General features: G+C 44.5%; 25 protein-coding genes. 14 read left to right on the top strand and 11 right to left on the bottom strand.

The features are described 5' to 3' along the window. Positions 1-7: 7 nt before the first annotated feature. Both DYB02_RS17655 and DYB02_RS17650 read left to right on the top strand, forming a co-directional pair. Complete coding sequence (locus tag DYB02_RS17655) at positions 8-457, top strand: Lrp/AsnC family transcriptional regulator (protein WP_005485150.1); 450 nt, start codon at positions 8-10, stop codon at positions 455-457. Between the two features lie 39 nt (positions 458-496). Further along, a complete protein-coding gene (locus tag DYB02_RS17650; protein WP_029803887.1) occupies positions 497-1,120 on the top strand; it encodes a class I SAM-dependent methyltransferase in 624 nt (207 codons plus the stop codon). Between the two features lie 24 nt (positions 1,121-1,144). Here the strand turns inward: DYB02_RS17650 and DYB02_RS26135 are convergent, their stop codons facing one another. Next, positions 1,145-1,375, bottom strand: a complete 231-nt coding sequence (locus tag DYB02_RS26135) for a hypothetical protein (RefSeq protein ID WP_025621960.1) — start codon at positions 1,373-1,375, stop codon at positions 1,145-1,147. Between the two features lie 176 nt (positions 1,376-1,551). Then, a complete protein-coding gene (locus DYB02_RS17640; protein ID WP_029803889.1) occupies positions 1,552-2,100 on the bottom strand; it encodes a hypothetical protein in 549 nt (182 codons plus the stop codon). 76 nt (positions 2,101-2,176) lie between these two features. Here DYB02_RS17640 and DYB02_RS17635 point away from each other — a divergent pair, with 76 nt between their 5' ends. From DYB02_RS17635 to secF, 4 genes are all read left to right on the top strand, one after another. Continuing rightward, on the top strand, positions 2,177-2,848 hold the full coding sequence (locus tag DYB02_RS17635; protein ID WP_025442598.1) for an SH3 domain-containing protein: 672 nt from the start codon (positions 2,177-2,179) through the stop codon (positions 2,846-2,848). A gap of 168 nt (positions 2,849-3,016) precedes the next feature. Further along, positions 3,017-3,496: a hypothetical protein gene (locus tag DYB02_RS17630; RefSeq protein ID WP_005477272.1), complete on the top strand. Its 480-nt coding sequence runs from the start codon at positions 3,017-3,019 to the stop codon at positions 3,494-3,496. Positions 3,497-3,660: 164 nt separating this feature from the next. Further along, entirely contained in the window at positions 3,661-5,499 is a 1,839-nt protein-coding gene (gene secD, locus DYB02_RS17625; protein WP_029803890.1) for a protein translocase subunit SecD, read from the top strand. A 2-nt stretch (positions 5,500-5,501) separates the two neighbouring features. Continuing rightward, positions 5,502-6,404: a protein translocase subunit SecF gene (secF, locus tag DYB02_RS17620; protein WP_005463489.1), complete on the top strand. Its 903-nt coding sequence runs from the start codon at positions 5,502-5,504 to the stop codon at positions 6,402-6,404. A gap of 61 nt (positions 6,405-6,465) precedes the next feature. Here the strand turns inward: secF and DYB02_RS17615 are convergent, their stop codons facing one another. Further along, positions 6,466-6,732, bottom strand: a complete 267-nt coding sequence (locus DYB02_RS17615) for a hypothetical protein (RefSeq protein WP_021449447.1) — start codon at positions 6,730-6,732, stop codon at positions 6,466-6,468. A 16-nt stretch (positions 6,733-6,748) separates the two neighbouring features. Continuing rightward, the gene (locus DYB02_RS17610; protein WP_017447371.1) at positions 6,749-7,369 is read right to left on the bottom strand and encodes a LysE family translocator; all 621 of its coding nucleotides are present in this window, start codon (positions 7,367-7,369) and stop codon (positions 6,749-6,751) included. Positions 7,370-8,108: 739 nt separating this feature from the next. Here DYB02_RS17610 and DYB02_RS17605 point away from each other — a divergent pair. The 4 genes from DYB02_RS17605 (at position 8,109) to phaC (ending at position 12,304) form a co-directional block, all read left to right on the top strand. Further along, the gene (locus DYB02_RS17605) at positions 8,109-8,849 is read left to right on the top strand and encodes an SDR family oxidoreductase (protein WP_005477336.1); all 741 of its coding nucleotides are present in this window, start codon (positions 8,109-8,111) and stop codon (positions 8,847-8,849) included. 12 nt (positions 8,850-8,861) lie between these two features. Then, positions 8,862-10,070 (top strand): acetyl-CoA C-acetyltransferase, encoded by a 1,209-nt coding sequence (locus DYB02_RS17600; RefSeq protein WP_011106441.1) that lies wholly within the window; start codon positions 8,862-8,864, stop codon positions 10,068-10,070. 44 nt (positions 10,071-10,114) lie between these two features. After that, positions 10,115-10,462 (top strand): phasin family protein, encoded by a 348-nt coding sequence (locus tag DYB02_RS17595; RefSeq protein ID WP_005398278.1) that lies wholly within the window; start codon positions 10,115-10,117, stop codon positions 10,460-10,462. A 66-nt stretch (positions 10,463-10,528) separates the two neighbouring features. Continuing rightward, positions 10,529-12,304, top strand: coding sequence for a class I poly(R)-hydroxyalkanoic acid synthase (phaC, locus tag DYB02_RS17590; RefSeq protein WP_005463495.1), 1,776 nt, complete (start codon positions 10,529-10,531; stop codon positions 12,302-12,304). Positions 12,305-12,472: 168 nt separating this feature from the next. On the opposite strand, the gene DYB02_RS17585 is transcribed toward phaC, so the two are convergent. The 6 genes from DYB02_RS17585 to napF all read right to left on the bottom strand — a co-directional run bounded on the left by DYB02_RS17585 (position 12,473) and on the right by napF (position 17,079). Continuing rightward, complete coding sequence (locus tag DYB02_RS17585; RefSeq protein ID WP_005463497.1) at positions 12,473-12,607, bottom strand: TIGR02808 family protein; 135 nt, start codon at positions 12,605-12,607, stop codon at positions 12,473-12,475. 11 nt (positions 12,608-12,618) lie between these two features. Next, positions 12,619-13,197, bottom strand: coding sequence for a NapC/NirT family cytochrome c (locus DYB02_RS17580; RefSeq protein WP_005463498.1), 579 nt, complete (start codon positions 13,195-13,197; stop codon positions 12,619-12,621). Positions 13,198-13,225: 28 nt separating this feature from the next. Beyond that, positions 13,226-13,681, bottom strand: coding sequence for a nitrate reductase cytochrome c-type subunit (locus DYB02_RS17575; RefSeq protein WP_011106440.1), 456 nt, complete (start codon positions 13,679-13,681; stop codon positions 13,226-13,228). Between the two features lie 78 nt (positions 13,682-13,759). Continuing rightward, positions 13,760-16,249 (bottom strand): periplasmic nitrate reductase subunit alpha, encoded by a 2,490-nt coding sequence (napA, locus tag DYB02_RS17570; protein WP_005463500.1) that lies wholly within the window; start codon positions 16,247-16,249, stop codon positions 13,760-13,762. Further along, positions 16,246-16,554 (bottom strand): chaperone NapD, encoded by a 309-nt coding sequence (locus DYB02_RS17565; RefSeq protein WP_005463501.1) that lies wholly within the window; start codon positions 16,552-16,554, stop codon positions 16,246-16,248. Before DYB02_RS17565 ends, napA begins: the two co-directional genes overlap by 4 nt. Positions 16,555-16,593: 39 nt before the next feature. Beyond that, positions 16,594-17,079 (bottom strand): ferredoxin-type protein NapF, encoded by a 486-nt coding sequence (gene napF, locus DYB02_RS17560; protein WP_021484288.1) that lies wholly within the window; start codon positions 17,077-17,079, stop codon positions 16,594-16,596. A gap of 247 nt (positions 17,080-17,326) precedes the next feature. Between napF and narQ the strand changes: the two genes are divergently transcribed. Next, entirely contained in the window at positions 17,327-19,063 is a 1,737-nt protein-coding gene (gene narQ, locus DYB02_RS17555) for a nitrate/nitrite two-component system sensor histidine kinase NarQ (protein WP_025523464.1), read from the top strand. Continuing rightward, on the top strand, positions 19,050-19,682 hold the full coding sequence (locus tag DYB02_RS17550) for a response regulator (protein ID WP_005485085.1): 633 nt from the start codon (positions 19,050-19,052) through the stop codon (positions 19,680-19,682). Before narQ ends, DYB02_RS17550 begins: the two co-directional genes overlap by 14 nt. A 96-nt stretch (positions 19,683-19,778) precedes the next feature. Here the strand turns inward: DYB02_RS17550 and DYB02_RS17545 are convergent, their stop codons facing one another. After that, positions 19,779-19,952: a hypothetical protein gene (locus DYB02_RS17545; protein WP_005463506.1), complete on the bottom strand. Its 174-nt coding sequence runs from the start codon at positions 19,950-19,952 to the stop codon at positions 19,779-19,781. A gap of 261 nt (positions 19,953-20,213) precedes the next feature. Between DYB02_RS17545 and DYB02_RS17540 the strand changes: the two genes are divergently transcribed. Together DYB02_RS17540 and pepT are read left to right on the top strand one after the other, a co-directional pair. Then, positions 20,214-21,077 (top strand): DUF6279 family lipoprotein, encoded by an 864-nt coding sequence (locus DYB02_RS17540; RefSeq protein ID WP_029805998.1) that lies wholly within the window; start codon positions 20,214-20,216, stop codon positions 21,075-21,077. Positions 21,078-21,368: 291 nt separating this feature from the next. Beyond that, positions 21,369-22,598 (top strand): peptidase T, encoded by a 1,230-nt coding sequence (gene pepT / locus DYB02_RS17535; protein WP_017447376.1) that lies wholly within the window; start codon positions 21,369-21,371, stop codon positions 22,596-22,598. Positions 22,599-22,690: the final 92 nt, after the last annotated feature.

The raw sequence follows: 22,690 nt of genomic DNA, 5'->3' as shown, positions 1-22,690 counted from the left end.
AGTTGGCATGGACAAAATTGATAGGCAGTTACTTCATCTCATACAGAAAGACGCCACATTAACGACAGCGGAGCTTGCTGACCAAGTAGGGCTCTCTGCTTCACCATGTGCGAGGCGCTTAAAACGTCTTGAACAAGAAGGGGTTATCAGCGGATATCGAGCAATGATCTCACGTGGCGCAGTAGGTATTGCGATGACGGTGTTCGTTGAAGTGAGTTTGAATAACCACCAAGCGTCGTCAATCGATGAGTTTGAAACCGCAATCGTCGATATGGATGAGGTGATTTCTTGTCACGTCGTATCTGGCGCTTACGATTATTTATTGGAAGTGGTCAGTAAAGATCTTCCCGGATACGAAAGCTTCACGAGAAAGTTGCAAAGGTTAGAAAACGTCAAAGACATCCACACACACCTTGCTATTCGGCAGGTAAAAGGAAATGGCTGTTTACCCATTTAATTTGATCATTGTGCCTGTAGTGAGCAAGAGGGGAGATAAATGAAGTGGCTCGATAGATTGAAGATTGCCAACTACCACCGCAAGCGTTACAAACAATTTGGTAATGATAAAGCGCGTACGCTGGGTTGGCAGGACGAATATAGCCAAATCAGCCGATTTGAAGCGCTGACTCGTAGCCTTTGTTTAGAGGCAGTTAGTATTCTCGATATTGGCTGTGGCTTTGGTGATCTGCTTGAATATATTGAGAGCCAGAATCAATATCCAGCGCGCTATGTCGGCATTGATCAGCAGAAGCAGTTCATCACAAAGGCCAGAAAGAGAGCCTTTAAAACGCCTGTTAATTTCATTTGTGGCGACTTTTCTAAGCTTGTTCTTCCTCAAAGTGATTATGTGTTCGCGTCAGGTTCATTAAACTACAAATCGAGCAATGCCAATCATACGATTGAAATGATTGAGAAGATGTATCGAGCGGCTCGAATAGGCTGTGTGTTTAACTTACTCGATGAAGAAAAGCTGCCGAGCATGAGAATGCTAGAATCGCATAACAAAGTGGGGGTGTTGCGCTATTGTCGATGGCTATGCCCAGATGCACAATTAATCGAGGGTTACTCCGACCACGACTTCACGATTGTCATAATCAAAAAAGCGGAGCCAGTTTCCTAACTCCGCTTCATAAACTTTTAAGCCTTATTGGTGTTTGTACTGTGAGATCTTACAGTCACCAGTTTGTCTATCAACCTTAAATGAGAACGCGGCTGAATGGTATTCCCTTCCATCACTCCAAATTGTTTCTCCGAAGATTTTACATAGGTCCAAATCGCTAATTGAACCGAACTCTTTTACGTGCCTAACTACTGACAAAAACTTGGCTTTGGTAGCATTAGGACAATCCCTGTTACTTAATCGATTGATAACCATTTTTGTAGCATCATCTCCAGCCAAATGTGACTTTTTATTAAATTTTGTTAATGGGTAAATTAACCAAAAAACGCGCGTAAGTAAAGCATTATTGTGACGTATGTCTCTATAAAATGGCTAGTTTGGTTATTGGTTAATCAATTTCATTAAGGGGAACAGTCCCATTTTGTAACAGTTTAATGGCGAGAGCCTTGGGCGTATTTTAATGCACTCGCTTCTTTGTCATAAAGGTGGGCCAATCCCAGAAATTGCGAGGAGAGGGTCGTATAGTCTTTAGCCAGTTGTTGAGCGTTTTCTCGATACCATTCTGCACTGATTTGGTTCGCTGTTTCATTATTATCTCTGCAACTTTGAGCGAGCTTTTCCCAGCCATTGGCTGCCCACTGCGACTCGGTACTAAGCTTGATAAGCTCATTTGCTTTTTGCGTTAACTCTTCTTTGTACTGAACCGAGGCTTTTAGCTGATTTTGGAACAGGTTTTGATTGTACTTAGCGCGCCATAACAAACTGAGTTCATCTGTGGAAAAAGTTTGCGAAAGCAGTTGGCGCTGCTTGTGTTCACTTAACAAGGTGTTGAACACCTTAACATGCTGATTGTAGTTGGACTCTAAACGGTTGAATTGGGTAAGATTGTCATTCCAAGAAGATGGATTACATTGAACATTGGCGAACCCTAGCAAAGGGAACAAGATAAGTATCAGCATCCAATAGTGTTTGTTGATCATGATTGCTCACGTAAGTTAACCATCTCTAAACAGTATAGATGGCGAGATAAGCACAAAGAATAAAAAGGAAAAGAACATGAAAAAAGTTCTCATCGCAGTGTTGATTCTTCTTCTGTTGGGTGGCGCGGGTGCTGGTTACTATTTCTTTTTCATGCAAAAAGACGAACCTGAAAAGCCTGTTGCGGCTAAAACGGAAAAGGCGCCTTTAGATAAAGGGGATGCTTCCAAACCCATCATGGATTTAGAAGCGCCAGCTCCTGAAATCACGGAATATTACGTTATCGAGCGTCGCGTTAACGTTTACAACAAGCCTGATGATAAGTCTCTGATAGTTGATGCGCTTTACAAAGGCGAAAAAGTGTCTGTGCTGGAAAAGGTCGAGGGTTGGTTTCGTCTATCTGACTACATCGTTTACGAAGATGGTGGAGAAGAGACAGCGGAATGGGTCAACTCGAAAGGTCTCTCTGACGCTGAGCCAGTCATCAAAGAGCAAGAGCGATTAGAGATCTTGGATGGTTATCTGCAAAAGTCAGACGACTTGAAGGAGCATTTAGATATGTTCCGAAACAAAACCCAGCAATTGCTGAAAGATGAAACGTGTGATCCTAGTGATTTTGAAGAGCTCGGTGGTTGGGTTCGTTCTGTGACGTTCAAAAAGCGCAATGTTTACTTCATCTATTGCGGCGGTTTGGAGCAAGAGAACAAGATCTACTTAGATGTTGATAAGGGTGAGCTTTTTTATCGGTAACTTACAACCGATCACATTGGTTCTCTAAAGACGTTTTGATAAAAGCAATGACGATACAAACCTGAAATCAGAGATTTATAACTTTTTAGTTGTGAACCATAATCAATAGGAATACTATCATTGAGCCAAGTGACCTAACTTGGCTCTTTGTGTTTTTAGTGAGTTCCTATGCCTTGGATTTACCTTAGAAAATTGATTTTGCTGCTATTTGCAATGGTATTGCTACCAGTGCATGTATCTGCTGCGCAAATCGATCACAAGGCTCACGTACCGCACTTTTCTAAGCTACAACCTTTTGTAGCTGCAAGTGTATCGCCAAACTCTTCCGTCGATTTCTCTGAAGTTTCAGAAGAAAGTTCTCAATCTCCAGTATCTGAAGGCCATGCAAGTCTTGATTCCGTTGCTTTGTTTAACTCTCAACGCTGGACGTCTTACTTACGAGAAGGGCTTGATGACGAGCACGTAGATTTTGTCGGTGATCTCACGACTCCGTTTTACGCTGATGCGGGTTACGCATACAGCTTGATGGACATTAACTGGCGTCACAACCAGTCCACATTTTATCATTTCACAAGCGATCATCGCATTTCTGGTTGGAAAGAGACCAATGCCATGTACGTCGCACTCAATAGTCAGTTCTCTGCCTAAACACCATCTATTTGCACCATTGTGCACTCTTAACACGACGATTGTATTCGACAGGGCGCGAGCGTTCTGAGCATTTCATACCCTGAATTTATTCTGGGAGCATCTGTCGTGTGTTAAGCCTTGTTATTAAAAGCTTCACCTCATCGTGAAGGGATGATGTTTACATGAAAAAAACACCAAAGCAGCAAAAGAACAGAAAGCTGATGAATCACTACTCAGCTTGGAAATATGTCGTATTAATCACGACGGTCATTATCTTAACCTTAAGTGCGATCCCAACTTGGTTTGGCGAACAGCCTTCTATCCAGTTGACGTTTGCGGATCAAAACAACAGTGAAATGTCGGTTGTTCATCTGAATCAACTGCTAAAAACCAACCATATTTCAGCCGACAAAATCATCGAAAGAGACGGCAAAACAACCATTGTATTCGATGGTGAAGATGCGCAAAGTAAAGCTCGTGCGTTGTTAAACAAAGAGCTAAATAAAGACGACAGCATCACTTTCTCATACGTATCGGTTGCGCCAGAATGGTTGAATGAGATGGGCTTTAGCCCAATTAAACTCGGTCTTGACCTTCGTGGTGGCGTTCAGTTCTTGTTGAATGTTGATGTGAATAAAGCGTTTGAAGAGCAACGTGATGCGTTGATTGATGAAATCAAAGCGAATTTACGTGATCAACGTGTTCGTGGTGTGCAAGTTCGAGCAGAAAGCGGCAACCGAATTACGGTAAACAGTGACAGCGAGCAAGCATTGTCGGAAGTGAACAAGTTCTTGCGTCAAAACTACCCTGGCTGGATTTCAAAAAGTTCATCGCGTGGCTTTGTGCTTGAACCGAGTGAACAAAATATCCAAGAATTTCAATCCTCGACTCTTCAACAAAACCTGAAGATCATGCGTGGCCGTATTGAAGAACTTGGTATCACAGAAGCACTAGTGCAACGCCAAGGTAAAGAGAGCATTCGAATTGAACTCCCTGGTGTACAAGATCCTGCTCAAGCGAAAAACGTTATTGGTGCAACAGCAAGCTTGGCGTTTTATGAAGTGAAAGATGCAAGCCAAGCACACAGCAGCCAAGATCTTGTTCTTCAAGACAATGACGGCCGTACGGTGATTTTGGCAAAACGACCAGTCCTAACGGGTGAGCACATCGTAAACGCTCGTGCTGGTGTCGACAAAATGGGTATGTCAGAAGTAAATATTTCTCTTGACCACGCTGGTGGTAAGAAAATGAGCGACTTCTCAGCAACTCACATCGGCAAGCCAATGGCGACCGTTTACCGAGAGTACAAGACAAACGATCGCGGTGTAACCGAGCGTAGTGAGCGCGTTATCAGCGTCGCGACTATTCAATCTCAACTTGGTAGCCAGTTCCGCATTACCGGAGCAGGTAGCATGGACGATGCGCAGCAGTTAGCGCTATTACTTCGTGCGGGTTCACTAACTGCGCCGGTTACTATTGTGGAAGAGCGTACTATCGGTGCTTCTCTGGGTGCAGAAAACATTGAGAACGGTTTTGCAGCACTGGCTTTAGGTATGGGTTTAACACTGACCTTTATGGCACTTTGGTACCGCCGCTTAGGTTGGGTAGCAAACGTGGCGCTTTGTGCCAACATGCTTTGTCTGCTTGGCCTAATTGCCTTGTTACCAGGTGCGGTGCTAACGCTTCCTGGCATTGCAGGTTTAGTGTTAACCGTCGGTATGGCAGTGGACACCAACGTTATTATTTTCGAACGTATTAAGGACAAAATGCGTGAAGGTCGCAGCTTCGCTCAAGCGATTGATCTAGGCTTTGACAGCGCGTTCTCGACCATCCTTGATGCCAACATTACTACTATGATCACCGCCGTGATTTTGTACGCCATTGGTAATGGCCCAATCCAAGGCTTTGCCTTAACACTCGGATTAGGTTTGTTAACCAGTATGTTTACAGGCGTATTTGCCTCTCGAGCAATGATCAATTTAATTTGGGGCCGCGATGCCCGTCGTGATGTGAGGGTTTAATCATGGTCGAAATGCTAAAACAAAATATTCGTAAAATTCGCTACTTTACTACGCTAGTTTCCATCATTTTGACGGTGATCGCGTTAGTCGCTCTGGGCTTTAAAGGGTTGAACCTCGGCTTGGATTTCACTGGTGGTATGGTGACAGAAGTAAAGGTAGATAAGCAGCTAACTAACCATGATCTGCTTGACGTACTGCAACCAAAACTTGGTGAGTCAACGTCAGTAACACGTTCTGGTGAAGATGGCCGTTGGGTGATCCGTTACTCTGCGCCGGAAGAAGGGCAGACATTACCAAGCGTGGCAGATGTACTTAAGCCAATCTCTCACCAAGTTGATGTTGTCAGCAACAGTATTGTTGGTGCTCAAGTTGGCCAAGACTTGTTTGAACAAGGTGGCTTAGCACTGTTGATTTGTGTGTTGAGTATTCTCGGTTACTTGTGTTTCCGTTTTGAGTGGCGTTTGGCAAGCGGTTCACTGTTTGCTTTGGCCCATGATGTGATCTTAGTGCTTGGCTTCTTTGCAATTACTCAAATGGAGTTCAACTTAACCGTTTTTGCTGCTGTGCTGGCGATTTTAGGTTACTCATTGAATGACTCGATCATCATTGCAGACCGAATCCGTGAGCTGTTGATTGCGAAGCAGAGTTGGAAAACAGAAGACATCAATGACCAAGCTGTTATCGCGACGTTTTCACGCACCATGGTGACATCTGGTACAACACTGATCACCGTTGGAGCATTGTGGATTATGGGAGGAGCGCCTTTGGCTGGTTTCTCAACCGCGATGTTTATTGGTGTTCTGTCTGGTACATGGTCATCGATTTCGATTGGTACCGTGCTGCCAGAGTGGTTGAAACTGGAGCCGAAACATTATCTGCCTGTTGAGATCGACGCTGCGCCATAGCATCGTTCTTTTAAGGTAAAAGTGCTTGCGCCACTCATTTTGAGTGGCGCTTTTTTTGTGCTTATTTCACACGCATCAGACGATGTTTTACTCGTCCCAAATCGAACTCTAAGATCTGTGAGCGCTTCATTGCTTCGACTTTATTCAACATCGACTCTTGGTAGCCTTTTTTCTTCATCCACTGAAGAGGTTCAGAGAAAGCATCTTCATTAACGACATAAGACTCGCCTTTATGCTCTCCTGCATAGACGTTCACAATCCAAACTCGGGCTTGAAAATCTAGTATTTCACTCATCACTTGCGTGAACTTTTGAAAGAGGTTTTTCATTGCTTTTAGTTCCGCTCTAACTCACAAACAGCCAAATACCAACGCCCATCATCAACGTGCCTGCGAAACGGTTCATCAAACGCACATTTTTTGATTGGCCTAAAACACGTTTGAGCCCTTTACCGCCTGTCGCATACAGTGACATACAGATGAACTCGAACAGCAGAATGATCGATACTAAAACCATGAGCTGTGGCGCTAGGGCTTTGCTCTGGTCGATGAATGGAGGCAAAAGTGAGATCATAAACGCCCAACCTTTAGGGTTCGCGATGGCGGTAACGAAGCCCTGCAGAACCAAATTCCAGTTACCTTTAGGTGGTGAAGTTGAGTTCTCCAAATTGATCGCGAGTTTGCCCCGAGATCGCCACATTTCGATACCTAAATAGAGCAAGTACGCACCGCCGCCAAATTTGAGGAAGGTAAACAGCCACGGATAATTGAGCATAACTGCGGCGATGCCGAGTACAGCAGAGATGGAAACCAGAGCGACTCCGGCGAGTTCCCCAATCATCATCCACAGTGTCCGGCGATAGCCGACACTCATTCCCAATGTGAGTGCCAACGTCATGCACATTCCTGGAGTAATCGAGACGAAAAAGAAAGTGGGGATGAACATACTGAGCAATGCAAGATTCATATCTGTTGATGACTTAGTGATTAAAGAGAAGCCACAAAGATAGTGCAAAGCGGGAGAGGATGCTACTACAAAGCGAACGGTTGCTTTTTGTGTTAGTTAGCTGATGTTATTCGGATATTTAAAATTAAAATGAAATTATATTTTAATCTCTGCGTCATAATAGTGCGTATTGCACCATTATGAGACAAACTCTTATATCGTTCTTCGATTAAATATATTTAATTGTTTATATTGTTTCGTTGTTTATTTTCATTGTTTTAAATAGCCATATTGATAACTAAATTGTCATTAAAGGCAGTAATTAAATGATATGTTTGATAATTGTTTTTACTGATATTTGAATTATTATTCTAATCTTGTTTTTGCCATAATCATTTAGACTTAAATTTCAGATCTTAAATCATGACATAATGTAACGTCTGTCGTTCTGTATGTAACTATATGATATATAGGTATTTATTTACCGTGTTGGTAGGCTGATGTTTCAGGTAAGTACTATTAAAAACAATGAGTTATGAAGAGTTAACCATTTTATAACATTTCATGTGTAATGAGATCTAAATCAATCTTATGCAAATGGATTAGTTTTTTATTTGAAATGTAATATTTCTAGGTTAACTTAAAATAAAAGGCAGCACAGGATTGGTTGTCAAAAGAATAAATAAACACGTCAGTTGGTGAACTATTTCATCAGTGTATTAAGTTTGCTTTTTAAATGCCGTTAAGAATGGAGTCTTCAATGAAGAAAGTCGCTTTGATCACTGGATCAAAAGGCGGAATTGGTTCTGCTATTTCCTCTCAATTAGTCAATGACGGTTACCGTGTAATCGCTACTTATTTCACAGGTAACTACGAATGTGCGCTGGAGTGGTTCAACAGTAAAGGTTTTACCAAAGATCAGGTTCGCCTTTTTGAGTTGGACGTAACAAACACCGCTGAGTGTGCAGAGAAGTTAGCGCAATTGCTTGAGGAAGAAGGAACCATTGATGTTGTTGTCAACAACGCAGGTATCACACGCGATGGCGTGTTTAAAAAGATGACTGCGCAAGCTTGGAATGATGTCATCAATACCAACCTCAATAGTCTATTCAACGTTACGCAACCCCTATTCGCAGCAATGTGCGAAAAAGGTGGTGGTCGTGTCATCAATATCTCTTCAGTCAATGGTCTAAAAGGGCAGTTTGGTCAAGCAAACTACTCGGCGGCGAAAGCTGGGATGATCGGTTTCTCTAAAGCCTTGGCATACGAAGGCGCTCGCTCGGGTGTGACGGTCAATGTTATCGCTCCGGGGTACACAGGTACGCCAATGGTTGAGCAAATGAAGCCAGAAGTGTTGGAATCCATCACGAACCAAATCCCAATGAAACGCCTTGCGACACCAGAAGAAATTGCAGCATCAGTGAGCTTCTTGGTCAGCGATGCCGGCGCCTATATCACCGGTGAGACTTTGTCGGTGAACGGCGGCCTATACATGCACTAAGGAGATAAGATGATGGAAAAAGTATTTATCGTAGCGGCGAAGCGTACCCCAATTGGCGCTTTTGGTGGCAGCCTGAAAAATACCTCAGCTGGCGATCTGGCAGCAGTAGCGATTAAGGGCGCGTTAGAAGCAGCAAAGTTGGCTGGCGACAAGGTTGACGAAGTGATTGTCGGCAACGTTGTTGGTGCAGGTCAAGGCATGGGTGTTGGCCGCCAAGCGGCATTGTTTGCTGGGATTCCCGAATCTGTTCCTGCATACGGCGTAAACATGGTTTGCGGTAGTGGTATGAAAACGGTCATGGACGCAGTTTCTCATATCCGTAGTGGCGATGCAGAGATCGTTGTTGCGGCGGGTGTTGAGGTCATGTCTCAGATTCCGTTTGCCGCACCAAGCAGCATTCGTGATGGCAACAAAATGGGCAATCTGGAGCTGAAAGATCTGCTCGTAGCGGACGGTTTAACCGACGTTTACAACCAATATCACATGGGTGTGACGGCAGAAAACGTAGCAAAAGAAATCGGCCTAACTCGTCAACAGCAAGACGAATATGCGTTGTCTAGCCAACAGAAAGCGGTAGCCGCTATTGAAGCAGGTAAATTCAAAGACGAAATTGTGCCAGTGGAAGTGCAACAGCGTCGAGAAACCGTACTATTCGATACCGATGAATACCCAAAAGCGAACGCAACAATGGAAGCTTTAAGCAAGCTGCGTCCTGCTTTTGACCGCGAAGGCACAGTGACTGCGGGTAATGCGTCGGGCATTAACGATGGCGCGAGTGCGATTATCGTTGCGTCTGAAAGCGCAGTTAAAGCGCACGGATTAACGCCGCTTGCTGAGATCGTAAGCTACGCGCAATCGGGTCTTGATCCGAAAATCATGGGCTTAGGTCCAGTTGAATCGGTCAATAAAGCACTCGCAAAAGCGGAACTCACAGTAAACGACATCGACGTTTACGAGTTAAACGAAGCATTTGCAGCGCAAGCACTTGGCGTGATTCATCAGTTGGCGGAAACCAACCAAGTTCCAGTTAATGCGATTCAAGATAAAGCGAACTTTAACGGCGGTGCTATCGCGCTAGGCCACCCGCTTGGTGCATCGGGCAACCGAATTTTAGTGACGCTTGTTCACGAGCTTCATAAGCAAAATGGTCAATATGGTGTTGCTTCACTTTGTGTGGGCGGCGGCATGGGCACGGCTGTGGTTGTAAAAGCAGTTAAGTAATTATTTAAACGGACATTTTTAATTCTTTCTCTAGGAGATAAACCATGTACACTGATTTTTTCAAAACATTTAGCGATCAAACTGAAAAAAATCTAGAACCTTACTTGAAGTTCAACAAGCTAGTGACAAAAAACGTAGAAGTGTTGACTGAGCTTCAACTGAACGCAATTCGCACTTACAGCGAAGTGGGTCTAAACCAGATGAAAGCAGCGTCAGAAATCAAAGACGTGACATCACTAACTGCTTTCAACAGCCAACAGCTAAGCGTGCTTACTAAGCTTTCTCAGCAAATGATGGATGACAGCAACAAGCTTCAAGCCATTGCAAAAGAGTTCAAAGAAGACGTTGAGAAAATGACTTCGGAAAATCTAAAGACTGTTACTCCTGCGTAATTTGTCCGATTCTCGCCGCCCCTAGATTTGGGCGGCGTTGTTTTTTCCGAATATAGGAGTAAGACTATGTTTCAACACTTCTTTTCGGACTATCTTGTGAAGCTTCAGGAAACCAATCATCAGTGGTGGCATGATTTCGAAGTGAACAAGGCAGTCGTGAACTCTCCTTTAAACAAGGCCATGCAAGAAGTGAACTTTGAGGATACTGCCAAACTGTTCGAACAAGCTGCGAATCAGCCTGCTGCGATTTTAAAGCTGCAAGCACAGTGGTGGGAACAACAACTGCAAATTTGGCAGAATGTTGCATTGGCGGGGAATCAAGCACAAATCATTGAAGCTGAAAAAGGGGATAAGCGTTTCTCAAACGAAGCGTGGCAAAATGAAGCCATGTATAGCTTCATCAAACAATCCTACCTTTTATTCAGTAAGACCTATCTTGATACCATCGAGTCTTTGGAAGGCTTAGACGAAAAGACGAAAGAACGTATTATTTTCTTCTCTCGCCAAGCCATTAACGCCCTTTCTCCTTCCAACTTCATCGCAACTAACCCAGAGCTTTTGAAGCTGACACTTGAGCAAAACGGCCAAAATCTACTGGCTGGCTTAGAGCAGTTGAAAGAAGACGTTGAGTCGAGCGCAGACATTTTAAAAGTGCGTATGACGAACAACAACGCTTTCCGAGTGGGTGATGACGTTGCGACAACTGCTGGCGATGTGGTGTTTCAGAATGAGTTGTTTGAGCTTATTCAATATCGTCCGTTAACAGAAAAAGTCAATGCGACACCATTGCTTATCGTTCCGCCTTTCATCAACAAATACTACATTCTTGACCTCACTGCGAAGAACTCAATGGTTCGCTGGTTGCTTGAGCAAGGCCACAGTGTGTTCATGATTTCTTGGCGTAATCCAGGTAAAGCGCAAGCGCATGTTGAATTTGGTGATTACGTTACTGAAGGCGTTGTGAAAGCGGTTTCTGCGATTGAAGAAATCACAGGGCAAGAGCAAATCAACGCGGCAGGCTACTGCATTGGTGGTACGGTTTTAGCGAGCACTGTTGCGTACTATGCAGCAAAACGTATGAAGAAGCGCATCAAATCGGCGACGTTCTTCACCACGCTTTTGGACTTTTCTCAACCGGGCGAAGTCGGCGCGTACATTAACGACACAATCATTAGCGCTATCGAGACGCAGAACAACGCAAAAGGTTACATGGATGGTCGTTCACTGAGCGTAACATTCAGCTTGTTGCGTGAAAACAGCTTGTACTGGAACTACTACGTCGACAATTACTTGAAAGGTAACAGTCCGGTTGATTTCGACTTGTTGTACTGGAACAGCGATAGCACCAACGTCAGTGCCGCGTCTCATAATTTCTTGCTTCGTGAGCTCTATCTAGAGAACAAACTCGTGCAAGACAAAGGCGTTAAAATTGGCGGAGTGTGGATTGATCTCAACAAGATCAAAATTCCTAGTTATTTTGTGTCGACGAAAGAAGATCACATCGCGCTTTGGCAAGGCACATACCGAGGTGCGTTGCACACTGGCGGCAATAAGACCTTTGTATTAGGCGAATCGGGCCATATTGCTGGTATTGTTAACCATCCTGCTAAAAACAAATATGGCTACTGGTTAAATGACACTCTTGATGACTCAGCTGATGAGTGGTTGAGCAATGCAGAACACAAAGAGGGTTCTTGGTGGACGCATTGGAACGAATGGTTATTGCAATACAACCCGCAAGAGCAGGTTGAACCATTCCCTGTGGGCTCAGAAAATTACCCAGTGATTGATGAAGCGCCAGGACAATACGTTAAGCAAGTTCTGCCAGTGAAAGAGTCTTAAAACTCCCTATAGCAGTAATCTTTAGCGGCCTACATGGTCGCTTTTTTTATGGTTGGATAAGCTGCCATTACACTATAAACAAAAAAGCGCCGAGCATTTGCTCGGCGCTTAGTGTCAACAAAATAGGCAATAAAAAGTTGACGGGGTAGAGATGAACTAACCTTGCGGTTAAACCTCTTTATCCTTACCTAGTGAGAGTAGCCATAAAGAGACTGCTGCTACTCCTACAAAGCCGGAAAGAATAATCACTGGCATTGCGCTGTATCCAAGGATATGCCAAATCACAGATTCTAAAGTACTCATGGTTTGTCTCCTTATTGCCAGCCTTCAACGCCACTCATGTCAGGCAGCTTGTGAGCAATACCTTTGTGACAATCTACACAGGTCTTGTCGCCAGAAGCTAATGCTGTTGAGTGTTGAGCCGCCGCACGCGAACCCTGCTGTGAGTAGTCCATGTAATCAAACTCGTGACAGTTACGACACTCTAGAGAGTCATTCTTCTTCATACGAGCCCATTCGCGCTCGGCTAGATGGCCACGACGAGCTTGGAACTTCTCTGGTGTATCAATGGTGCCAAGAACGTAGTGCGCAAACAGTTCTTTTGACGCTTGAACTTTACGTACGATCTTATCTGTCCATTCATGTGGTACGTGACAGTCAGAACAGATTGCACGAACGCCTGAACGGTTAGAGTAGTGGATCGTCTCTTGGATTTCTTTCACGATAGGTGCGTGACACCCAGAACAGAATTCTTCCGTGTTCGTTGCTTCCATACCCGTGTTGAATGCGCCCCAAAACAGAAGACCACCGGCAAAGCCTAAGAATAAAACCACACCAGCGGCAGCTTTACTTGGGTTCTTCAGCCTCTTCCAAAACGCTTTAAGTATTTTCATAAATGACCTCTTAGTACTTGCGTTTCAACTACTGAAGTGAATCAACTGACTGGAATTCATTTTCCACTAGCGGTTTCGCATTGGTTTGTGGAACGTGACATTGCAGACAGAAGTAACGACGAGGAGAGACATCAGCAAGTACTGCATCTTGGCGGTTTACATAGTGCGTTACACTGATTTTTGTTGCGCCAGACTCTTTCGCGTTTTTCCAGCTATGACATGCAAGACACTTGTTTGCGTTCAGTGACACTTCGTAGCTACGGATGCTATGTGGAATTAACGGTGGCTGATAAACAAAGCTGTCTTCAACGATTTGGTCTTTCGGAAAATCTTTAAATTCGTCTGCAGGGCGAGTGTCTTCCAGCTGAGTCATTCCGCGTAGCGACTCAAGGCCACCTGTGCCTCCTGGATTGTCCAACTCTGCTTGCGCAATGCCTGTTACTAATGCACCTACAGATAAAAGTGCGACAAGTAATTTTTTCATCATTTCATCTCCGCCTATATGGCTTAAATTCTTTATGAGGCCGCCGCTATGACGGCCTTTACGTTCGTGATTTGACGGTTAAGCAACCTTAGTGATTTTGACTGGACACTTCTTAAAGTCTGTCTGTTTAGACAGCGGGTCAGTCGCATCAAGGATTAGCTTGTTGATCAAAATACGAGCATCAAAGAACGGTACGAATACCAAGCCTTTTGGCGGACGGTTACGACCGCGCGTTTCAACACGAACGCGTACTTCGCCACGTTTGTTCGCGATAACCACTTCTTCTCCGCGACGTACGTTGCGCGCTTTCGCATCTTCTGGGTGCATGTAACACACCGCATCCGGTACTGCTTTGTACAGCTCAGGTACACGACGAGTCATGGTACCAGTGTGCCAGTGCTCAAGAACACGACCTGTACATAGCCATAGGTCGAATTCTGAATCTGGCACTTCTGGTGGCGCTTCGTACGGTGCAGAGATGATCTTCGCTTTACCGTCGGCATTGCCGTAGAAATCCCAACCAGAACCCGCTTTCGCGTATGGGTCCGAGCCTTCTTTAAAGCGCCACTGTGTTTCTTTACCATCAACGACTGGCCAACGTAGACCGCGCACGGTGTGGTACACATCGTATGGTGCTAAGTCGTGACCATGGCCGCGGCCGAACGTTGCGTATTCTTCAAACAGACCTTTTTGAACGTAGAAACCGAAGTGGTGCGAATCGTCGTTCAGTTCACGCGCCTCTTCAAGCGGGAACTTGTCAACTTGGCCGTTTTTGAACAGCATGTCGTACATGGTTTTGCCACGGTACTGAGGCGCTTTCGCTAGAAGTTCTTCTGGCCACACTTCTTCCATTTTGAAGCGTTTAGAGAACTCCATTACCTGCCATAGGTCAGACTTAGCGTCGCCTACCGTGCCTACTTGTTGGTACCAAGCTTGAGTACGACGTTCTGCGTTACCGTAAGCGCCTTCTTTTTCAATCCACATTGCTGTTGGAAGGATAAGGTCAGCCGCTTGAGCGGTAGCCGTTGGGTATGGGTCAGAAACAACGATGAAGTTTTCTGGGTTACGGTAGCCTGGCAGACGTTCAGTGTTGATGTTCGGACCAGCTTGCATGTTGTTGTTACATTGAACCCAGTAACAGTTCAGTACGCCATCGTTCAGCATACGGTCTTGAAGTACCGCGTGGAAACCTGGTTTTGGTGGAATCGTGCCTTCAGGCAGTTTCCAGATTTTTTCTGCGATTTGGCGGTGTTTAGGGTTAGCAACCACCATGTCCGCAGGTAGACGGTGAGCAAACGTACCAACTTCACGAGCTGTACCACACGCCGATGGCTGACCAGTTAGTGAGAATGGGCTATTCCCCGGAGTAGCGATTTTACCGGTTAGAAGGTGGATGTTGTAAACCAAGTTGTTCATCCACACGCCGCGAGTATGTTGGTTCATACCCATTGTCCAAAGTGACATTACTTTCGTGTTTGGATCGGCGTATTGCTTCGCAAGCTCAATCAGTTTTTCTTTCTCAACACCCGAAATCTCAGACGCTTTCTCAACCGTGTATGGCGCTACAGACTTCTTGTACTCTTCGAAAGAGATTGACGTCAGTTTGCCTGAGTTAGGGTTTTTCGCTGCTTTTTGTAGCGGGTCGTCGTCACGCAGACCGTAACCGATGTCGGTGTCTGCTTGAGTAAAGTTCGTGTGTTTGTTCACGAAATCCCAGTTTACTGCATCGTTTTCGATGATGTAGTTCGCGATAAAGTTAGCAATCGCAAGGTCAGACTGTGGGTTAAAAATGTAGCCGTGATCTGCCAACTCGAATGAACGGTGGTAGTAAGTTGAAAGTACGTTTACGCGAACATGAGGGTGGCTCAGGCGACGGTCAGTAATACGAGTCCATAGTACTGGGTGCATTTCTGCCATGTTCGAACCCCAAAGCACGAATGCATCAGCGTTCTCGAAGTCATCGTAACAGCCCATAGGTTCATCGATACCGAAAGCACGCATGAAACCTACTACCGCAGACGCCATACAGTGACGCGCGTTAGGATCAATGTTGTTAGAACGGAAACCGGCTTTCATCATTTTCGCCGCCGCGTAACCTTCCATTACAGTCCATTGGCCAGAGCCAAACATACCAACGCTAGTTGGGCCTTTTTTCTCTAGGGATGCTTTCCATTTTTCTGCCATCGTATCGAATGCGACGTCCCACGAAACCGGCGTAAACTCGCCATCTTTGTGGTATTTGCCGTCTTTCATGCGAAGAAGAGGTTGAGTCAGACGGTCTTGACCGTACATGATCTTAGAAAGGAAGTAGCCTTTGATACAGTTTAGGCCTTTGTTTACTGGTGCTTCTGGGTCACCCTGAGTAGCAACGACTTTGCCGTTTTGAGTACCAACAAGAACAGAACAGCCTGTACCACAAAAACGACAAGGCGCTTTGTCCCATGTGATTTTGGTTTGATCAGAGCTTGCAATCAGGTTCGCTGCAGATGCTGGTAGTGTAATACCTGCGACAGCAGCAGCTGATGCAGCCGCGTTTGCTTTCACAAACGCACGTCTTGTCATTTTCATACTTCACCCTCGATTTGGGAATGTTGTGTTCCAGTGTCTTCTTCATCCGTTTCTTCAAGCGCAGTTTCGATTTGGTGATAAACCAACACTGTGCTCAAAACATTCGGTAAATTGTTAATGGCATCAATAGTGTCTGTGATGAAACCTTGGTTTTCGGTTTCAAGCACTACAACGATTTTGCCTTCTGGACTGTCTCCGTAAATTTCCGCGTTTTCATACGTTTCAATTTGCGTCTTAATTTCATCCAGATGCTCAGGCAGCACGTGCACTACTAAACTTGAAATATGCACTTCATTTAGTGACATATAGCTCTCTCATTTATTGCCGTTTACCGTATATACGGCTTAGGCTGTTATATTGCTCACATTGATGGATGAAGTTGGGCACACAGAAACACATGCGCCGCAGCCGTTGCATTCATCAAGGTTTAAATTGGGTTGTGCTACTTTTCCCAGTTCTAACTTGAACTGGATTGCCATTGGGTCGCACATGTCCCCACAGCTTCTGCATTCGACATTTTGCTTTGCTAAACAGCTATCACTAATTACTGCTTTTGCGTGCCAAGGTTGCTCGGTTTCTGCTAAAAAGAGCGGCTCTGGACAAACATCTGCGCATTGATAGCAAAACGTACATTCATCAATAGAAAAATCGACTGAAGGGAATCCGCCGTCACTTTTGGTTATAATTTTCGTTTCGCAGGCGTCAATGCACTTTCCGCAACGAGTACAACCATCCGTGAACTGTTCTGGTCGGGCTAACCAAGGTAGGCGAACGGCGTTATCGGTATGCGTTTTTCTTGCAAAGAGTCTTCTTCTGGAAAGGTCTACCACTTAGTCACCTCGAAACTTGGAACCCAAACTAAGCATAGTCCACAATTTTCATTAATAAACTGTCATTAAAGCTAACGAAATTGTAGTTTTTGACATATTTGTATAAATACCTCTTAGGAGGTAATTGGGATGCAATATTGTTTTGGATCAATAAATTCCATCGCAGGTGATCACATATTGATAAAGTTGAAAGTCAATGGGTTCATTGCGTGTACAAGTTGGACAATTAATAGGCGAGGAACTCTGATTGTTTAAAAATGTGAAAAAGTCAGTAACGCGCACGATTGCGTCCGCGATGCTTCTGATTTTGTTGTTATCAGTAGCAACGACTGGCTTTGCTATTTTTACCCTTGCGTCAAGCCTAAATGACGCAGAAGCCGTCAACGTGGCGGGGTCGATGCGCATGCAAAGTTATCGTTTAGCACACGACATTCAGATTCGATCTGTTGATTATTCTTCACATATTGACGCATTTGAGCACTCTATTTACTCGCCTTCGATGAAAGCACTTCAGCATTGGTCTGTGCCGGAAGACATCACTCACGATTACTATCGCTTAATCATGCGATGGCACGAGTTAAAATCGGTGTTGAGAGGGGAGGACCCAAGCCAATATCAACTCTTGGTCGCGGGCTTTGTTCAGCAGATCGACGACTTTGTGTTTAAGCTGCAAAACTTTTCTGAGCAGAAGCTCATCAACTTAGCTTGGATTGGTGGGTTAGGGCTGGGCGGCATTCTTTGCGCCAGTATGTTTGTTGTCCACTTTATCCGTTTGGAAGTTGTGAGGCCGCTGCGTGCATTAGTATTCGCAAGTGAACGCATTAAAAATCGCTCTTTTGATATCAATTTAGCGGTGTCAAGTGACAACGAAATGGGCATACTCACGCGCACCTTCAATCGGATGGCGACAGACCTCGGTAAGCTCTATCGTGGATTGGAACAGGCGGTAGACGAGAAAACTCGCAAGTTGCAACATGCGAATCAGTCTTTAGAAGTGCTTTATGATTCCTCAAAAGAACTCACAGCATCGCGCATTAATCAGGATAATTTCCAGGCGATTTTGAAGCACATTGCGAGCTTAGAAGGCATTAAAGCGGTAAAGCTTGAAATCGAACAGTTGGGAGAGCCTAATTGGATCCTTACGGAAGGGGAAGAGTGCTGCCATGATTGTGATGATGAATGTCATCCAGAACCTTTAACGTTAGATGGCGAACATCTCGGCTCTTTGTATTGGAAGGCAGGCTTACCGTGCCCGAACGAGACGCTAATTGACAACTTTGTACAAATTCTCTCGCGAGCGGTGTATTACAATCGCGCACAGCGTCAAGCAGAGCAAATTTTGTTGATGGAAGAGCGCGCGACCATTGCTCGCGAACTTCACGACTCTTTGGCTCAAGCGTTATCCTATTTGAAAATTCAGGTCGCTTTATTAAAGAGAAGCGTGAAAAATCTTCCTGACGAAAAGGCCATCGCTCAAGCCAATCAAGTGATTGCAGAGCTGGATACGGGCTTGTCGGCTGCTTATACCCAGTTACGTGAGCTGTTAACGACATTCCGTCTGACGATCAAAGAAGGCAGTTTTGGCCAAGCGCTGCAAGAGATGGTTGAAACGCTTAATGAGCAAACAACGGCAGAAATTACGTTGAAAAATAGACTTTCATCGACGGAATTAGATGCGCATCAACAAGTCCATTTACTACAGTTGATCAGAGAGGCTGCACTGAATGCGATTAAGCATGCGCAAGCTGACCATATACATATTCAATGTCTTGATTGTGATGGGAAAGTCACAGTAACCGTCTCCGATGACGGGGTAGGCTTTGAACATCAGGACGAAAAAATTAATCATTACGGTATGACGATCATGCAAGAGCGAGCAGCGAGACTGCACGCCGATCTACAGATTGAGGCATCAATAAACAAAGGATGCACCGTAAAACTCGAATTCCAACACAGTAAGGAAGTAAACTTTGACAGTGTGTAAAGTAATGCTGGTGGATGATCATCCACTGATGCGACGTGGTATCCATCAACTCCTGAGCTTTGAGCCAGAGTTTGAAGTCGTTGCAGAAGCAAGCAATGGTGCAGATGCAGTCGCAAAAGCGCATGAGCTTGAGCTCGATTTGGTACTGCTAGACCTCAACATGAAAGGCATGTCTGGGCTGGATACGTTAAAAGCGCTGCGAGCAGATGGTTGTGAGGCGAGGATTGTTATTCTGACCGTTTCAGACAGCCCTGCGGATATTGAAGCGATTGTACGCAGTGGCGCGGATGGCTATTTGTTAAAAGATACAGAGCCGGATGAGCTTGTTGAGCTACTTAAACAGGCCCATCAGGGTGACAAGGCATACAGCCAAGAGGTTGCCAAGTATTTGAGTGAACGCTCTGATCATGAAGATGTTTTTGATTCGCTAACGGATCGCGAAACGCAAATCCTGCGAGAGGTGGCAAGAGGCTTTCGCAATAAGCAGATTGCCGATCGTTTGTTTATTTCTGAATCGACGGTAAAAGTACACATGAAGAGCCTACTTAAGAAGCTTCAAGTACCTTCTCGCACGGCGGCAACGGTACTTTACTTAGAGCGCTTCGGAGATATCAAATAATCACGCTGTCATCGCTGTGTTGCGACCTTATCTATTAATTATTAAGTAATTTTTAGAAAAGCAGAAATGAAAAAACCGCCATTAAAGGCGGTTTTTTCATTTGTCTGGGCGAATAGAATACAAGTCACTGTTGTGCTTGCCGCACTCCAGATAATACTGATGCGCCACCTTTTTATTTTCGGCGACGACGATCATACTGTGCATTTTCCCCTGTTCGAAATATCGAATTTCATATTCTACACTGGTATCAAGTTGCTCAGCGGCTGCCATACTTCGCCTCCATAACCTATCCTAAAATCATCCATGCAAATAATATGCCGTTATAGGGAGTGCTGTTCGGTACAAAAAACGACCGATAATTGCGCTCTAACTCACTTTTTTGCGGATAGTTGTGATCAAAAAGTTAATTTCAAACTCTATATACTATGAGGGTGGCAATGAGTAATTGTCACACTGGCGTAAGTTTGCCGCAATATTAAGTGATACAAGTTGAGTATAGAACTTAATCAATAGAAAAGGGAATACGAATAAGTGATTAAATTATCGAGTTTATCCAATAAAGTTCTTCAATACGGATTCGTGTTCTTGTTGGTTATTTTACTGGCCGGATGTACGAAAAAGTTTCTATATAGCAACATCGATTGGTTTGTTATTGAATATTTAGATGACTACGTATCGCTTAACGATGAACAAGAAACGTTGCTTGAAGAGCGACTATTGCTATTAGCAGATTGGCATAAGAAAGAAGAATTACCGTTATATATCGATCACTTAAAAGAGCTTGAGAATATTAACGCAAACAATATTACTCTCGCGTTTTTGCAGCAAAACCGAGAAAAAATGAAAGCGCACTATGACCGTATTGTGTCGAGATCGGCGCCAGATTTGTTCTCTTTGAGCTTACAACTGACGCCAAAGCAACAACAAGAGTTTTTGCAAAACGTGCGAAAGGACTATCAAGAAAGAAACGCAAAATATGCGGATAAAACCGAAGCAGAGATCAGAGAGATTATTTTAGAGAATACAGAGGAGTGGATGGAAGAATGGATTGGGGAATTGAATAGCGATCAAAAACGGTACGCAAAACAAATTTCCCAGCAAACGATTTTGAATAGTCCACTTTGGCGAAATTATCGCGCTTCAATATATCAAGAGTTGGAATACCTTTTTGAAAATCAGTCCAACAGTGTTGTCTATCAACAAGTATTTATGCAGTTATTGTTCGAGCCGGAAAGCTATTATAGCGAGCAACTATCCGAGAATATCGATCACAACCTTGGGTTAGTGGATCAATTGACGTTAAATGTAGCGAAGTCCATGACCGATAAACAGTGGATCCACTTCCACAATAAAGTCAAAGAATGGCAAGTGTTAGCAGAAGAACTCCAAGATTAAACATATTGAAAACAAATGGTTATCGTTATGTATGCCAGGCTGAACCGAGACTTTCTGATGAAAAAATGATTCAAAGCAAATTCTTATTGAACTAAGAGCGTAACATGGAGTGAGGTTTATTACGGGCACTAGGCGGCCTCGCATTTAAATAACATTAGGTAGCCGAACTCATTCAGAGTAATTGGAGTTCATTAGTCAGAGCTACCCATGTTCGGCAAACCTTAGTATTGCCGGTTTGTTTGAGTACGATGCGTAGTCTGGTGTTGATCGCTTAGAACAATGAGAATAAATATGAAGCATTTAGTTGAAAGATTCCTTCGCTACGTCACGTTTGACACCCAATCAAATCCCCATGTTGCCCAATGCCCAAGCTCACCTGGCCAACTCGTTTTTGCAGAGTTGTTGAAACAAGAGATGCTAGATCTTGGTTTGAGCGATGTGACTTTAGATGAACACGGTTACTTGATGGCAAAACTACCGTCGAATGTTGATTACGATGTTCCACCAATCGGCTTTATCGCCCACATGGATACTGCACCAGATGCGTCCGGTAAGAACGTAAATCCGCAATTTGTTGAAGACTATCAAGGTGGCGATATTGCTCTTGGATTGGGAGACGAAGTATTGTCTCCGGTTCAGTACCCAGACTTGCACAACCTACACGGCCACAATTTGATTACCACCGATGGCACAACGTTGCTTGGCGCGGACAACAAAGCGGGCATCGCAGAAATTTTGTCTGCGATCGCGATGTTGATTGAGAATCCAGACATTCCTCATGGTGACATTTGTATCGGTTTTACGCCGGATGAAGAAATCGGTCGTGGTGCAGATTTGTTTGATGTTGAGAAGTTTGGCGCGAAATGGGCTTACACTATCGATGGTGGGCCACAAGGCGAACTTGAATATGAGAACTTCAATGCGGCAAGCGCCGATGTGATTTTCCATGGCGTAAGCGTTCATCCAGGTACGGCTAAAGGCAAAATGGTCAATGCGATGAATTTAGCGGCGCAATTCCAAGTTAAAATGCCAGCAGACCAAACCCCTGAAACCACCGAAGGGTATGAGGGTTTCTTCCATCTGAAATCGGGAGAACTGGGTATCGCCCGCAGTGAGCTTGGTTACATCATTCGCGATTTTGACCGTGAAGGGTTAGAAGAGCGTAAGGCGCTAATGCAAAAACTTGTCGATGAAATGAACGCAGGTCTGAAACACGGTTCTGTCGAACTTAACATTACCGACAGTTACTACAACATGCGCGAAATGGTTGAGCCGTACCCTCACATTATCGAATTAGCGAAACAAGCAATGGAAGCGTGTGATGTTGAACCGTTGATCAAACCGATTCGTGGTGGTACGGATGGCGCGCGGTTATCCTTTATGGGATTGCCTTGCCCTAACATCTTCACCGGTGGTTTCAACTTTCATGGTATCCATGAATTTATCTCTGTAGAGATGATGGAAAAATCTGTCCTTGTGATTGTAAAAATAGCTGAACTTACCGCTAAAAAACACGGTTGATGGAACGTTCACCCATTCAATTCAATTGAATGAGTGACGGGTGACATCGATACAAAAAAGCCCAGACAATTTGTGCGTCTGGGCTTTGTAGT

The sequence above is a fragment of the Vibrio parahaemolyticus genome (assembly GCF_900460535.1).
Lineage (GTDB): Bacteria > Pseudomonadota > Gammaproteobacteria > Enterobacterales > Vibrionaceae > Vibrio > Vibrio parahaemolyticus.
This window is presented reverse-complemented; position numbering and strand designations above follow the sequence as displayed.